Origin of the sequence: Streptomyces sp. B1I3, assembly GCF_030816615.1 — a bacterium.
In the GTDB taxonomy this organism is placed as follows: Bacteria; Actinomycetota; Actinomycetes; order Streptomycetales; family Streptomycetaceae; genus Streptomyces.
Genome location: NZ_JAUSYD010000001.1, coordinates 2,597,204 through 2,612,406 on the forward strand (window position 1 = coordinate 2,597,204; position 15,203 = coordinate 2,612,406).

At 70.8% G+C, this 15,203-nt stretch carries 10 protein-coding genes, 2 pseudogenes and 1 riboswitch; of the genes and pseudogenes, 8 read left to right on the plus strand and 4 right to left on the minus strand.

The genetic code is table 11. The features are described from left to right. Positions 1–324: 324 nt before the first annotated feature. From QFZ58_RS11735 to QFZ58_RS11745, 3 genes are all read right to left on the minus strand, one after another. Positions 325–1,113, minus strand: coding sequence for an enhanced serine sensitivity protein SseB C-terminal domain-containing protein (locus tag QFZ58_RS11735; RefSeq protein ID WP_307124869.1), 789 nt, complete (start codon positions 1,111–1,113; stop codon positions 325–327). A 142-nt stretch (positions 1,114–1,255) separates the two neighbouring features. Beyond that, on the minus strand, positions 1,256–2,050 hold the full coding sequence (locus QFZ58_RS11740) for an enhanced serine sensitivity protein SseB (RefSeq protein WP_307124870.1): 795 nt from the start codon (positions 2,048–2,050) through the stop codon (positions 1,256–1,258). Between the two features lie 156 nt (positions 2,051–2,206). After that, positions 2,207–2,881, minus strand: a complete 675-nt coding sequence (locus QFZ58_RS11745) for an AAA family ATPase (protein ID WP_307124871.1) — start codon at positions 2,879–2,881, stop codon at positions 2,207–2,209. Positions 2,882–3,057: 176 nt separating this feature from the next. After that, positions 3,058–3,155, plus strand: a riboswitch (glycine riboswitch). 170 nt (positions 3,156–3,325) lie between these two features. On the opposite strand from QFZ58_RS11745, the gene gcvT reads away from it, so the two are divergent. The 4 genes and pseudogenes from gcvT to QFZ58_RS11765 all read left to right on the plus strand — a co-directional run bounded on the left by gcvT (position 3,326) and on the right by QFZ58_RS11765 (position 7,750). After that, complete coding sequence (gcvT, locus tag QFZ58_RS11750) at positions 3,326–4,462, plus strand: glycine cleavage system aminomethyltransferase GcvT (protein ID WP_307124872.1); 1,137 nt, start codon at positions 3,326–3,328, stop codon at positions 4,460–4,462. Between the two features lie 89 nt (positions 4,463–4,551). Beyond that, entirely contained in the window at positions 4,552–4,929 is a 378-nt protein-coding gene (gene gcvH / locus QFZ58_RS11755; protein WP_266748730.1) for a glycine cleavage system protein GcvH, read from the plus strand. A gap of 18 nt (positions 4,930–4,947) precedes the next feature. Continuing rightward, a complete protein-coding gene (glyA, locus tag QFZ58_RS11760) occupies positions 4,948–6,207 on the plus strand; it encodes a serine hydroxymethyltransferase (protein WP_307124873.1) in 1,260 nt (419 codons plus the stop codon). A 156-nt stretch (positions 6,208–6,363) separates the two neighbouring features. Next, positions 6,364–7,750: pseudogene (locus QFZ58_RS11765) on the plus strand (L-serine ammonia-lyase). A 159-nt stretch (positions 7,751–7,909) separates the two neighbouring features. On the opposite strand, the gene QFZ58_RS11770 reads toward QFZ58_RS11765, so the two are convergent. After that, a complete protein-coding gene (locus QFZ58_RS11770) occupies positions 7,910–9,283 on the minus strand; it encodes a cellulase family glycosylhydrolase (RefSeq protein WP_307124874.1) in 1,374 nt (457 codons plus the stop codon). Between the two features lie 682 nt (positions 9,284–9,965). Here QFZ58_RS11770 and QFZ58_RS11775 point away from each other — a divergent pair. The 4 genes and pseudogenes from QFZ58_RS11775 to QFZ58_RS11790 all read left to right on the plus strand — a co-directional run bounded on the left by QFZ58_RS11775 (position 9,966) and on the right by QFZ58_RS11790 (position 15,130). Beyond that, a complete protein-coding gene (locus QFZ58_RS11775) occupies positions 9,966–10,988 on the plus strand; it encodes a LacI family DNA-binding transcriptional regulator (RefSeq protein WP_307124875.1) in 1,023 nt (340 codons plus the stop codon). A 781-nt stretch (positions 10,989–11,769) separates the two neighbouring features. Beyond that, a complete protein-coding gene (locus QFZ58_RS11780; protein WP_307124876.1) occupies positions 11,770–12,900 on the plus strand; it encodes a lytic polysaccharide monooxygenase in 1,131 nt (376 codons plus the stop codon). Between the two features lie 120 nt (positions 12,901–13,020). After that, positions 13,021–13,514 (plus strand): annotated as a pseudogene (locus QFZ58_RS11785) (ABC transporter ATP-binding protein); the annotation flags it as partial. Between the two features lie 638 nt (positions 13,515–14,152). Beyond that, positions 14,153–15,130, plus strand: coding sequence for a terpene synthase family protein (locus QFZ58_RS11790; RefSeq protein ID WP_307124877.1), 978 nt, complete (start codon positions 14,153–14,155; stop codon positions 15,128–15,130). The last annotated feature ends 73 nt before the right edge of the window (positions 15,131–15,203 follow it).

Consider the following 15,203-nt stretch of genomic DNA (forward strand, 5'->3'; position numbering starts at 1 on the left):
AGCGGCTCGTACAAACACATGAGGCACGTGGTGATGCGTCGACTGAACCGCCCCTGTTTGAAAGGGGCGTGAGCCGGGCATGGACCACCTGCTGTGTGGAGTCTTCAACCACTTTGCGATCACCCGCCAGACCTGACGGGGAATGTTTGCGCAACCGTGATGCTGTCAATGGGTTTCCGTTATGCGGACAGCCGGGCCTGCTGAGCGCACCACTCGGTCACTAATCCGCGATAACGGGACATCACACCCAACAGGGCTCATCCAGTGGCGTATTGCCAGGGCGGCCCCTGTCGGCGGCGCCCGTATGACGTCGCCTCAGAAGCGTCAGTAGGCGTGCGGCGGATAGCCGTAACCCGGCGCGGCGGCGGGCGGCGGACCCGCCGGAGCGTGCGCCTCACGGTCGTAGAACGGACGCGTGTTGGCGCGCAGCCACATGGCGACGGGGTCGTACTCGTCGGACATCGAGACGGTGGAGACGGGCAGTCCGTCCGGGACGACGCCGATCGACTGCTGCATCATCGCGCGGACCGAGTCGACCGAGGGCCGGCCGGTGTCGTAGAGGTCGAGTCCGATCGCCAGGTACGGGACGCCGAGGGCGGGCTGCACCCAGGCGCGGCGCAACGAGCGGACGGCGGGGGTCCGGTGGGCGTTCTGCGACAGCAGGGCGTAGAACTGCGGGACCTGCAGCGAGGGTTCGGAGAGCCGCAGCGGTCCGGCGGGCAACCGGTCGAGGCCGGTGGCGATCCGGCGCAGGTCCAGCCACGGGATGCCGATGCCGCCGCCGGGCACGTGCGGATTGAGCCAGATGCCCCAGCGGTCGGGGAAGAGCGCGCGGGCGATGTCGCGGCCGGTGACGAGCTCGTGGGCCCGGTTCCAGCCGCTCGCCGAGAGCTCCTGGGCGGAGGTCACGCACGGGGCGTACCCCAGGCCGTCGACCTCCATGTTGCCGTACTGGGCGTCGGGCGAGCCCGCCGTGCCGTGCCACAGCAGCATCCAGATCCGGCCGTCGGACAGGGCCTGCAGCAGTGCCTCGTACGCGTCGAGGCGCCCCGGGGTCACTTGGCGCAGCATGTGCTCGACCTGCCCGGCCGCCGCGGTGCCTGACGCACTCACCCTGGTCCCGCCCCTCTTCGATCCGCTGTCCCGCTCGGTCGCGGTGCTGTCGTGTCACTCCCGGGCACACGGGGCGACCCGGCCATCAAACCAGCTTATGCGCCGCCCCTGACACCGGCTTGACGCCACGGGCGGCGCCGGCTCAGTAACCCTCGCGCCGGTAGAAGGGGCGCACTTTCTCCAGCATCCAGTCGCCCACCGGGTCCTGTGCCACGTCGAGCAGTACGAGATTGACCGGCCAGGGCACCGGGACCCGGCCCAGGGCGCGCCCCAGCGCGTCCATCGGGACGCCCTGTCCCGCACCGTCCCAGGCGGCGAACTGGACGCCCACGAACAGCACGGGGCTCTCGCCCTCGATGCTGGCCAGCGCCCTGCGCGCGGTGCTCACCACGCCCGTCTGCTCGAATTCGGCGGCCACCGCGGAGAGGAAGTCGACCGGGTCCTGCTTCCAGTCGGGTTCGTACAGCCGGACCCGGCCACCACCCGCCGGCCCGTCCAGCGGGCTGCGCCCGGCCCGGCAGAGCTCGGCGACGGCCGGCGGCGGGAGCGGCACACCGACCGCCCCGCCGGGGTTGACGGCGATCCCCAGCTGCGGGGGCAGTCCCCGGGCGAAATCCCGGGCCGGCGCGACGGTGAAGGAGAGATGGGGGCCGACGCAGGCCATGAACTGCGCCTCGGAGCTGAACACGGGCACGTAGGCGCCGCCGTCCAGGTCGATCGTCGGCAGGTCGAGGGCGGGGCTGTCGGGCCCCCCGCCGTTCGGCAGGGGCACCCAGACCGGGCTGCGGCCGAGCACCTCCACCAGCCGGCCGCCGGCTCCGGGCACGCCGAGCGAGGCGCCGAGCACTTCCTCGAGCTCGTTGGCCGGCCATCCGTGCTGCCGATGCGCCGGGTCCTGGGGCTGCCGGTGCGCCTGGTCCTGGGCCGGAATCTCCACAGTGTCTGTGTCCCTTTCTCGCCATGCGGTGCCGCAGAAACCTTAGAGGGTCCGGCGGCAGGCGGCACGGGTCCGCCGGCCGCGGGAGGGCCGGCGTCCAGGATCCGGACAGCCGGACCGGGGCCCTCCGTCTGTGCGTCTGCGAACGGCCGCGCCCTAGGCGCCGGTGAAGGAGATCCGTCCGATCGCCCCGGCGGCCTCCCGGTCGAGCAGCACCGCGGAGGCGCACCCCGGCGGCAGCAGACCGCTCTCGGTGTCGCGCAGCAGCCGCCCGACGGCCCGCCGGTGGCGGGCGAAGGCGTAACCGGAGACCCCCCTCCCGCGCTCACGCTGGCCCTCGCGGGCGACGTGAGGGGTGACGTCGAGGAGGACGAGGTGCAGGGTGCGGCCCCGGCGCCGGGCCTCACGCGCCAGCCAGCGCCGCACCCAGGCCTGCGTACCGCAGTCGTGGACGACGACGGATCCGCCCGAGCGCAGCGCCCGCCAGAGGCCGAAGTAGTGCGCGCCTCGCACCAGGGGGCGGTAGAGGGCGTACGGGAGTAAGGCGGGCAGGGAGTCCGCCCAGCGGTCCCGGGCGTCCTGCGAGTCGATCGCGTGTTCCCGGACGGCGCGCCGGATCAGCGTCGACTTGCCGCTGCCCGGCAGTCCGGAGACCACCACCACGTCGCCCGCCGTGAAGTCCAGGCCGCTCGGGAGCTGAGCACCGCGGCCCCGGAGGTCACGCACCACCGGTGCGCGCGGGCCCAGGCGCTCCCGAGCGGGCGCGCCGGGCTGCGCGGGCATCGCGTCGTGCGCCGCCCCCGTAGCCGTCGTGTGTGGCTGCAACGTCATCGCCGTCCCCCTGCACTCGTCACCCACACCTGACCTGCCCGAGAAGTGTAAAGAAAGGGTAATGCGCCACGACGGGTTCCGGCCGTTCGTGTCGGCCCGGCGTCCGGCGCGTCCTCGGGGAACCACTCTCCCGCAATGCGTGCGATGATGACCCCGCCAACTGCATACCGGCCGTTTGAATCCGCGCGGGAGAGTCCCGGTCACCGTGTGCGCCGGGCGCCGAAGGAGCAAGTTCCTCCCTTGAATCTCTCAGGCCCCGTACCGCGTGGATGAGGCAGATCTGAAAAGCGGGCCGCCGTGCGGCCCCACCCAAGGTGCAAGCCGACCCCTCCCGGGGCGGCCCTTCACGGGCCGACCCTTTCAGGGGCTCTCGGCGAACCTCTCAGGTTCCGATGACAGATGGGGAGGGACCGTCCTCTGTCGTCATGCCCTGGAGCCGTACCCATGAGCACTGCCCCGAGCGCCGCCCCGCGTCTCACCGCCCTCGATGCCCTGCATCGTTCACTGGGCGCGACCATGACCGATTTCGCCGGCTGGGACATGCCGCTGCGGTACGCCAGCGAGCGGGACGAGCACAACGCCGTACGCACCCGGGCCGGACTCTTCGACCTGTCGCACATGGGCGAGATCACCGTCACCGGCCCGCAGGCCGCCGCCTTCCTCTCCTACGCACTGGTCGGGAACATCGCCACCGTCGGGGTGGGCCGGGCCCGCTACACGATGATCGTCGCCGAGGACGGCGGGATCCTGGACGACCTGATCGTCTACCGGCTGGGAGCGGCCGAGGCCCCGGAGTACCTGGTCGTCGCCAATGCGGGCAACGCCCAGCTCGTCCTGGACACGCTCACCGAACGCGCCCGGGACTTCGACGCCGAGGTACGGGACGACCGCGACGCGTACGCGCTCCTCGCCGTCCAGGGCCCCGAGTCCCCCGCCATCCTGAAGGCCGTCACCGACGCCGACCTGGACGGGCTGAAGTACTACGCGGGTCTGCCCGGCACGGTCGCGGGAGTCCCCGCGCTCATCGCCCGTACCGGTTACACGGGGGAGGACGGCTTCGAGCTGTTCGTGGACCCCGGGCACGCCGAGCAGCTCTGGAAGGCACTCACCGAGGCCGGCGCCCCGCACGGTCTGATCCCCTGCGGCCTCTCCTGCCGCGACACACTGCGCCTGGAGGCGGGCATGCCGCTGTACGGGCACGAGCTGACCACCGCGCTGACGCCGTTCGACGCGGGGCTCGGCCGGGTCGTGAAGTTCGAGAAGGAGGGCGACTTCGTCGGCCGCGAGGCCTTGGTGGCTGCCGCGGAGCGCGCCGGGACCGCGCCGCCCCGCAAGCTCGTCGGCCTGGTCGCCGAGGGCCGGCGGGTGCCGCGCGCCGGCTTCCCGGTCACCGCCGGCGGCAAGGTCGTCGGCGAGGTCACGTCGGGTGCTCCGTCGCCCACCCTGGGCAGGCCGATCGCCATGGCGTACGTGGACGCGGCGTACGCCACCCCCGGGACCGAGGGCGTCGCCGTGGACATCCGGGGCACGAACGAGCCCTACGAGGTCGTCGCGCTGCCCTTCTACACGCGCCGCAAGTAGTCCGCGCGTCCCGGACGTGACGTAGTCGCGTCTCACACCGCAAGACCACCGTTCACCAGCACTCCCCCGCGTACAGGAGAATTCAGACCATGAGCAACCCCCAGCAGCTGCGGTACAGCAAGGAGCACGAGTGGCTGTCGGCCGTCGAGGACGGTGTGGCAACGATCGGTATCACCGAGTTCGCTGCCAACGCGCTCGGCGATGTCGTCTACGCCCAGCTCCCGGAGGTCGGTGACACGGTGACCGCGGGCGAGACCTGCGGAGAGCTGGAGTCGACCAAGTCGGTCAGCGACCTGTACTCGCCGGTGACCGGCGAGGTGACCGCGGCCAACCAGGACGTCGTGGACGACCCGTCGCTGGTGAACTCCGCCCCCTTCGAGGGCGGCTGGCTGTTCAAGGTACGCGTCGCGGAGGAGCCGAAGGACCTTCTCTCCGCCGACGAGTACACCGAGTTCTCCGGCAACTGAGACCCAAGGGACCCCCTGATGTCGCTTCTCAACTCCTCCCTCCACGAGCTGGACCCGGACGTCGCCGCCGCCGTCGACGCCGAGCTCCACCGTCAGCAGTCCACCCTCGAGATGATCGCCTCGGAGAACTTCGCTCCGGTCGCGGTCATGGAGGCGCAGGGCTCCGTCCTCACCAACAAGTACGCCGAGGGCTACCCGGGCCGCCGCTACTACGGCGGCTGCGAGCACGTCGACGTGGTCGAGCAGATCGCCATCGACCGCATCAAGGCGCTCTTCGGCGCCGAGGCCGCGAACGTCCAGCCGCACTCGGGCGCCCAGGCGAACGCCGCGGCGATGTTCGCGCTGCTGAAGCCGGGCGACACGATCATGGGTCTCAACCTGGCCCACGGCGGTCACCTGACCCACGGCATGAAGATCAACTTCTCGGGCAAGCTCTACAACGTGGTCCCGTACCACGTCGACGACACCGGTGTAGTGGACATGGCCGAGGTCGAGCGCCTCGCCAAGGAGTCCAAGCCGCAGCTGATCGTGGCCGGCTGGTCCGCGTACCCCCGTCAGCTCGACTTCGCCGCCTTCCGCCGGATCGCGGACGAGGTCGGCGCGTACCTGATGGTCGACATGGCCCACTTCGCCGGCCTGGTCGCCGCGGGTCTGCACCCCAACCCGGTGCCGCACGCCCACGTCGTCACGACCACCACGCACAAGACCCTCGGCGGCCCGCGCGGTGGCGTCATCCTGTCGACGCAGGAGCTCGCCAAGAAGATCAACTCCGCGGTCTTCCCGGGTCAGCAGGGCGGCCCGCTGGAGCACGTGATCGCGGCCAAGGCCGTCTCCTTCAAGGTCGCGGCGACCGAGGAGTTCAAGGAGCGCCAGCAGCGCACCCTGGACGGTGCCCGCATCCTGGCCGAGCGTCTCGTGCAGCCGGACGTCACCGAGGTGGGCGTCTCCGTCCTCTCCGGCGGTACGGACGTGCATCTGGTCCTGGTCGACCTGCGCAACTCCGAGCTGGACGGCCGCCAGGCCGAGGACCGGCTCCACGAGCTGGGCATCACGGTCAACCGCAACGCCATCCCGAACGACCCGCGGCCCCCGATGGTCACCTCGGGTCTGCGGATCGGTACGCCGGCCCTGGCCACCCGTGGCTTCCAGGCGGAGGACTTCACCGAGGTCGCCGAGATCATCGCGGCCGCGCTGAAGCCCACGTACGACGCCGACGACCTCAAGGCCCGTGTGATCGCGCTGGCCGAGAAGTTCCCGCTGTACCCCGGCATCAAGTAGTCACCCGCAATTTGCACGCAGGGTGGGGGCACCGCGCACACTGAACACAGTGAGCCCGGTGCCCCCACCCCTTTGCCCCGCGCTCCCGGGCCCACCGGCCCGTCCCCGCACCGCCCGGCGGACAACGACGTCCACCAACGCCTTAGGAGTACTCCCGTGGCCCTCTCGGTCTTCGACCTCTTCTCGGTCGGCATCGGCCCGTCCAGCTCCCACACGGTCGGCCCGATGCGCGCGGCCCGCATGTTCGCCCGCCGCCTCAAGAACGAGGGCCTGCTGGCCCACACCGCGTCGATACGGGCGGAGCTGTACGGCTCGCTCGGTGCGACCGGCCACGGCCACGGCACCCCCAAGGCCGTCCTGCTCGGCCTGGAGGGCGAATCGCCCCGCACCGTGGACGTCGAGGGCGCCGACGCCCGTGTCGAGGAGATCCGCTCGTCGGGGCGCATCAACCTCCTCGGCATGCACGAGATCCCCTTCGACGCCGACGAGCAGCTGGTCCTGCACCGCCGCAAGGCCCTGCCGTACCACGCCAACGGCATGACGGTCCTCGCGTACGACGACGAGGGCGCCCCGCTCCTGGAGAAGACCTACTACTCGGTCGGGCGGCGGTTTCGTCGTCGACGAGGACGCGGTGGCCGGCGAGGACCCGATCGTCCCGGACGACACCGTCCTCAAGCACCCCTTCCGCACCGGCGACGAGCTGCTGCGGCTCGCCCGGGAGACCGGCCTGTCCATCTCCTCGCTCATGCTGGAGAACGAGAAGGCCTGGCGCACGGAGGACGAGATCCGCGCCGGACTTCTGGAGATCTGGCGCGTCATGCAGGCCTGTGTCGCGCGTGGCATGTCGCGCGAGGGGATCCTGCCCGGCGGCCTGAAGGTCCGTCGCCGCGCCGCGAACTCCGCCCGCCAGCTCCGCGCCGAGGGCGACCCCCAGACACACGCGATGGAGTGGATCACCCTCTACGCGATGGCGGTCAACGAGGAGAACGCCGCCGGTGGCCGCGTGGTGACCGCTCCCACCAACGGCGCGGCGGGCATCATCCCGGCCGTCCTGCACTACTACATGAACTTCGCGGCCGGCGGCTGCACCGAGACCGAGAAGGACGACAGCGTCGTCCGCTTCCTGCTGGCCGCGGGCGCGATCGGCATGCTGTTCAAGGAGAACGCCTCGATCTCCGGTGCCGAGGTCGGCTGCCAGGGCGAGGTGGGCTCGGCCTGCTCCATGGCCGCCGGCGCCCTCGCCGAGGTGCTGGGCGGCTCGGCCGAGCAGGTGGAGAACGCCGCGGAGATCGGCATGGAGCACAACCTGGGCCTGACCTGCGATCCGGTCGGAGGCCTCGTCCAGATCCCCTGCATCGAGCGCAACGGCATGGCGGCCGTCAAGGCGGTGACGGCGGCGAAGATGGCGCTGCGCGGCGACGGCATCCACAAGGTCTCCCTCGACAAGGTCATCAAGACCATGAAGGAGACCGGCGCCGACATGTCGGTCAAGTACAAGGAGACGGCGCGGGGCGGTCTCGCGGTGAACATCATCGAGTGCTGAGCACTCGGCCTCCGACCGGAACGTTCCCGCTGCTGCTCGGTGCTGTCAGGACCTCCTGCGCCCACGCGGCTCGGGGCCCCAGGAGCGTCCCCGGACATCGGGCGGGGCTCCGGTCGGACATCGGGCGGGGCTCCGGCCCGGCCGGAGCCCCGCCCTGGGTCAGCTGGTGGGGAAGTTGTCAGCGGTACTGATCCGGTTCTTGAGCAGCGTCCCCGATTCGGTCAGCACACCGCTGCTGCTGTAGTCGCTGCCGCTGCAGGTGCCGGGTTTGAACGCCGCGCTGCTCTCGGAGGCGTCGGAGTAGGTCCAGTTCGCGTAGCCGATCTTCAGCTGATCGAGCAGGTCGAGCCAGGCCGTGGTGCTCGCCCGGTCCATCGCTCCACCGCCGGTGGCGCTCACTGTCCCGAACTCGGTGACGAAGAGCGGGAGTTTCGAGGCCGCCCGGCTCACTGCGGCACGGTAGTTGTCCTTGTGGCTGGCGGCGTAGAAGTGGAACGCGTACATGATGTTGGTGGCATTGACGGGGCTGTTGACGACCTCGCTCTCGCTGGAGCCGTCCGAGACCCCCAGCGAGGACCAGCCGCGGGTGCCGACGATGACGACGGCGTCCGGGTCTGCCGCCCGGATCACCGGGATGACCTGGTCTGCGTAGTTCTTGATGGCAGCCCAGCTCACGCCGTTGGGCTCGTTGGCGATCTCGTAGATGACGTTCTTCTTGTCGGCGTTGCGGGCGGCGACGGAGGCGAAGAACGTCTTGGCGCGGGCCAGGTTGTAGTTCGGGTCACCCGGGGTCAGGGTGTGGAAGTCGATCAGGGCGTACATGCCGCGGGCCTCGGCCATGTCGACGAGGCTGTTCACCCGGCTGGTGAAGCCCGCCGGGTCGGTCTCGTAGCCGTCCTCCTGCACGTACATGGCGATGCGCAGCAGGTCCGACTTCCAGTCCTTCGCCAGTGCGTCCAGGGACGCGGCGTTGTAGCACGCGTTGAACCACTGGATGCCGTGCGTGCTCATGCCCCGCAGCTGTATGGGGCGGTTGTACTGGTTGCACAGGTTAACGCCGCAGACGTGGACCTGTCCGTTGATGCTCACGGGGGTGCCGCCGCCCGGGGTGGGCGGCTGGGTCCCGTCGACGGAGCCCGTACAGGCGACGCCGTTGAGTGTGAACGCCGTGGGCGCGGGGTTGGTGCCGGTGAAGGAACCCACCAGCCCCACGTCGGCCGCCGCACCGGTGGCCAGCGTGCGGTTCCAGTCGACGCCGACGGCGGAGACCGTGGAACCGGACTGCGACCAGCCGGCGTTCCAGCCCTGGACGAGCTTCTGCCCGGCGTCCGGCATGGCGAACTTGAGCGTCCACCCCGAGATGGGTTCACCCAGATTGGTGATCTTCACCCCGGCCTGGAAGCCGCCCTGCCACTGGCTGGTGACCGTGTAGTCGACCTTGCATCCGGTGGCAGCCACCGCCTGTGGGCCGACCAGGGCGGTGAGCCCCAGGATCGTCGCGCAGGTCGCCAGTAAAGCCAGGAAACGTTTCACAGCATTCCTCCTCGTGCGAAGCGGGAACGGCTCTTCGGGAGCGCTCCCAACGGGCGTCGGCCCGAGAGCGTGGACAGCACATCGATGCCTCCGGGTATCCGGCCGTCACCGGCCTCCCGGAAACCCGATCCGAGGTGTTCGGGGCGCAGGGTCCGGTAGCGGCTGGTACGCCGCCTGCTCCGCCACCGGACCGACCGTAGTGACCGGAACCGAACGGGGATCCGGCCGGCCCCGCGATGTCACGGCACACCGCAGCCCTGACGGGAGGGGAGAGGCGCGCAGTGACGGGAGCACCGGATGCGCATCCGGTCGGGCACTACGGTTTGGGAGCGCTCCCAATCTCGGGGGTCGGGAGAGTGCCGTCAAGCTGTTCGACGGAATTCGCCGCCGCTGTCGCACGCAGCGGAGGCAGGCGCGGGCGCGCCGGGTACGAGGGCCGGCCGCGTCACCTGCACGGCCGTGCGGACGGTACCTTCGACACCTCCCCTACGAGATCTTCTGAGGGTCACGCGTGGCGAGGGCTGCGGGCCCGGCGGACGCGTGGCGCGAGGAGCGCTTCCGGTGCCCGCGTACGGATTGCGGACAGCGGCACCCCGCGGCGAGTGGTTCCCGCCGGTCGGTCGAAACATTCGGTCGCGCACCCGTCGGGTCCGTAGGATCGGGTGCTCTTGGGGGTGGGAACATGCTGAAGCGGAGTTCCGGCACACCGACGCTGGAGGAAGTGGCCGCCCTTGCCGGAGTGGGGCGGGGCACGGTCTCCCGGGTGATCAACAACGCGTCGGGCGTCAAGGCGTCCACACGCCGTGCCGTGCAGCGCGCCATCGACGAACTGGACTATGTCCCGAATCTGGCCGCACGTTCACTGGCCGGGCGGCGCGCGGGCGCCGTCGCGCTGGTGATGACCAAGTCGGACTGGCGGTTGTTCGGGGAGCCGTTCTTCTCGGAGGTCGCGCGGGCGGTCGGGGACGCGCTGACCGAGGCGGGCGTGCAGTTGCTGCTCACGCTCGTCCGCACGGACGCCGAGCGGCAGCGGCTCGTGGAGTACGTGCGCGGCGGCCGGGTCGACGGAGTGCTGCTGATGTCCGTGCGGGCCGGAGACCGGCTGCCGGACATGCTCGCCGACGCCGGGCTGCCCACGGTGCTGCTGGGCAGGCGCTCGGGTGACGAGCGGGTGACCTACGTGGACGCGGACAACGTCGGCGGTGCGCGGGCGGCGGTCGGCCACCTGGTGGACGGAGGCCGGAGGTCCATCGCCGCGATCACGGGCCCGCCCGAGATGTACGTCGCCCGGTGCAGGCTGCGCGGTTACCGGCAGGCGCTGGGTGAGGCCGGGCTCGACGAGGTGCCGTCCCTGGTCGTACAGGGCGACTTCACCGAGGCCAGCGGGCGACGGGCGATGGCCGGGCTCATCGAGCGGCATCCGGAGATCGACGCCGTCTTCGCCGCGTCGGACAGCATGGCCGCCGGGGCCCTGGCCGCCCTGCACGCGGCGGGGCGCCGGGTGCCGCAGGACGTGGCGGTGGTCGGCTTCGACGACTTCGAGCTGTCCGAGCAGACCGAGCCGCCGCTGACGACCGTCCGCCAGCCGATGGAGGAGATCGGCCGGACCATGGTGCGGCTGCTGCTGGAGGAGATGGACCAGCCGGAGGTGGCCTGGCGCCATGTGATCCTGCGGACGCGGCTGGTGGTGCGCGAGTCGGCCTGAGGCGCCTTCACGCGCCACCTCGGCCGCCGTGACGGCCGGGCTGGCGCAGGCCCGGCCCGAGCGGTCCGATCACCACGCCCGCCCCGGCCAGGACGCCGACGCCCCCCGCGTCAGGCCCGCCAGGTGACGTACACGCCGGCCCCTCCCGGGACACGACCGCCTCGCGCCGGGCCCGGTGCCACCGTGCCCGGCGGGAGGCTGGGGGGGCAACGGCACGGTTTCCGGAGCCCGGTGCGAACGGTGTTCCCGCACGGGCACCCAATGACGTCTTCGTACGACGCCGTACGAGCTCCTCAGGTCGTCGGCAGCGTCCGCAGCGAAAGTTTCGGGAGCGCTCCCAAGCGGCTGGCATATGCCGATCGGGCGGGGTCGCATCTTGTGACCACGCCTGACCTGCCTCTTCTGAATCCGTTCGACGCGGCCCGTTCCGACGGGTTGTCAGGGACACAGCACCGCTTCTACAGTCCCCTACTGAACCAACAGGTGGGAGCGCTCCCAGCGCTCCCGGAAGCAGCGGTCACACGCCCCGCCTTCGACGAGGCCGACGACTGCCCCCGCACGGCTGCCACGCCCCGCACCGACGTTCCGTCCTCCCCGCCCACCTTGCCGTCGAACCCGCCCGGAACGCGCCGCCCTCGTGATCCGCCCACGCCACCCCGGACCCCTCGCCCGCCAGAGGGCGCTTCCCCCCGGAGGGCGAGGACCTGGTCACCGGACGACGACCACAGGCAGGAGACAAGCCCCACCGGAAGACAGTCCCCACACAGGCACAGGAGAGACCATGGCTCGACGCAAGAAGCAACTCGCCTCCCTGGCGGCGGTGTTCGCGACGCTGCTCGGCGCAATCGCCCTGGCATTACTGGGCCAGGGCAACGCGCAGGCGCACGGCGTGACGATGATGCCGGGTTCGCGCACCTACCTCTGCTGGCAGGATGCCAAGACCAGCACCGGCGCCCTGGACCCCACCAACCCGGCGTGCAAGGCCGCGCTCGCCGAGAGCGGCGCGACCGCGCTGTACAACTGGTTCGCCGTGCTCGACTCCAACGCGGGTGGGCGAGGGGCCGGCTATGTCCCGGACGGGAAGCTGTGCAGCGCCGGTGACCGGTCGCCGTACAACTTCACCGGATACAACGCCGCCCGTGCGGACTGGCCCCGGACGCACCTGACGTCCGGGAAGACGATCCAGATCAAGCACAGCAACTGGGCGGCACACCCGGGCTCGTTCCGGGTGTACCTCTCCAAGCCGGGTTACTCGCCCAGCACCGAACTGGGCTGGGACGACCTCGATCTGATCGACACCGTCACCAACCCGTCGCAGACGGGCTCGCCGGGCACGGACGGCGGCCACTACTTCTGGAATCTGGGCCTGCCCTCGGGCCGCTCGGGCAACGCGGTGATGTTCATCCAGTGGGTGCGCTCGGACAGCCAGGAGAACTTCTTCTCCTGCTCCGACGTCGTCTTCGACGGCGGCAACGGCGAGGTGACCGGCATCCGCGGTTCGGGCGGCACTCCCACCCCCGACCCGACGCCCACCCCTGACCCGACACCCACGCCGGACCCGACACCCACGCCGGACCCGACGCCCACGCCGACCGATCCGCACACCGGCTGCATGGCCGTCTACAACGTGACCAACTCCTGGAGCGGCGGCTTCCAGGGCTCCGTCGAGGTCATGAACCACGGCACCACGGCGCGCGACGGCTGGGCCGTGAAGTGGACACCCGGTGCGGGCGCCAAGGTCAGCAGCGTGTGGAACGGTGCACTGACGACGGGGTCGGACGGCACGCTCACGGTCAAGAACCTCGCCTACAACGGGACCGTCCCGCCGGGGGGCAGCGTCACCTTCGGGTTCACGGCGACCTCGACCGGCAACAACTTCCCGGTCGGCTCGATCGGCTGCGTCAGCCCGTAGGTGCTGACGGAGCGGCGCCGGTTCCCGCATCGCGCGGGAACCGGCGCTGTCGTGCTGCCACGCCCGGGCGTCGCTGCTGCCACGCCCAGGCGCTGACGGCTCCGGGTCCGGCTTCCGGGCGCGTTCGCCCTGGCCTTCGGCAAGCGGCCGGACCTGCTGCTGCTCGGCGAGCCGATGTCGGACCCCGACCCGCCGGCCCGCGAAGAGATGAGCACCCTGCTGATGGCGGAGGCCGTCGAACGCGGAACCACGGTGATGATGTCGTCGCACATGCTCGCCGAGCCGGCGGACATGTGCGACTACCTGCTGGTCGTCGCCCAGGGGCGATAAGGATGGCCGGCGACGCCGACGCCCCCGCCCACGCCCTGGTGACCGGCGTGACCTGGGACGGCGCGCTGCCCTCCGCCCTGGACGGGCACACCGTGTTCGAGAACCGCGTGCAGGGGCGGCAGTTCCAGGCGATGGTGCGGCCGCACGGCCCGCTGCCGGGTGACTGGCAGGTCGCCGAGCCCAGCCTGGAGGAAGTGCTGCTCGCCCATCTCCGCTCGCCCGAGGCGCCGGCACTGTTCACGCCGGGCGCCCGCATCGACGCCGAAGGGACCCAGGCCGCGTGAGCACCACCCTGACCGCCACCCGTGGTGGACGCACCACCCGGCCGAGGATCCTGCGGGGGCCGGCCTGGCTGTGCGCCAGCACCGTGCCACCACGGCCGCCGTACTGGCCCTCGTCCTGCTCACCGCCGTCCGCACCGCGCTGAACGAGTGGATGCGCCAGGCGCCCGACGAAGGGCTTGACGGCGAGGAGGCCGGGCGCTCTTTCGGACCTCCTTCGCCGCCGCCTGTCCCTCCGACGGCCCAGAGGACTGAGCCGTCACGTGGGGCACCTGGTCTCCCAGGTGCCCCATACGCACATACATGAGCAAGCATTCACCGCGATCAAGCAGTTTCGGTCACAAACGACTTCCCTCGATCACCCGCAAGGGGTTCACTGGGCGTGACGCATGGTCACGCGACCCTCCCCCACCGGCTCGCGGATCCGGCTTCCAGGCCAGCCCCCCGGCGGAGGAGGAGGACGACAATGACCACCTCACCTCGGACGGTGACCCTCCGGCCGAACCCGCCGGGCCCCGGCGTCCTCATCGCCCGGGCCCGGCACCGTGGCGTCACCGCCCGTCCATTTCCCGTTCTCGTCATCATCCGCACCCATTCGATGAGGGGCACCAATGAGCCATATCGTTTTACCGGCGTTTCACATGCCGTTCCGGAGCGCAGGGTGCAATCCGGGCATGGAGGAAACCAAGGAGGCCGCCTGGAACTGGGCTGATGCCAATGGGCTCGCGCTCTCCCCGGTCGCCCGTAAGAAGATGCTCCGAACCCGCCCGGAGCTCTGGATCTCCCTGATATTCCCCGAGGCTTCCCAGCAGCATCTCGATCTCTTCTGCCAATGGCTCTTCTGGGCGTTCCTCGTGGACGACGAGTTCGACGACGGGCCGGCGGGCCGGGATCCCCGGATGTGCGAGGCCGCGATCGCACGCCTGGTCGACGTCCTGGACGGGGCCGAGCCGCACGGCCCCATGGAGCACGCCCTGGAAGGCCTGCGGGAACGAACGTGCCGGGACCGGTCGGCCGTCTGGAACCGGCAGTTCCGCCGCGACACCGTCTCCTGGCTCTGGACGTACTACGCGGAGGCGGTGGAACGGGCCGCCGGACAGGTGCCGAGCCGGGTCGACTTCGTCAAGCACCGCCGGGACTCCGTGGCCATGCAGCCGTTCCTGGATCTCCATGAGATCACCGCCGGAACGGATCTTCCGGAATCCGCCCGAAGCCTGCCCGCCTATATCGCTCTGCGCAATGCCGTGACCGATCACTCCGGTCTCTGCAACGACATCTGTTCCTTCGAGAAGGAGGCGGTCCTGGGTTACGAGCACAACGCTGTCCGTCTCATTCAGCGAGACCGCGGGTACACGCTCCAGGAAGCTGTGGACGAGGCCGGAATTCAACTGGCACGTATTACCGAGCGGGTTCAGCGCGCCGAAAAGGAACTGATCGAGGAAATAGAGGCCGCGGGGATCGACGGGCCTGTCCGGGCGGCGCTGGAGCGCTGTGTGCGGGACTACCGGGGTCTCGTGCGCGGGGATTTCGACTACCACGCGAGGGCGGAACGCTACACGCGTCCCGACCTGGTGGAGATCGACCGGCGGGACACGCTCTCCCGGCACTTCGCCGCCTGAACGGCCGAAACGGTCCGCACAGGGCTTGCCCGAGGGGACCCGGCGACGGGCCCCGGGCCCGTGGACGATGCCG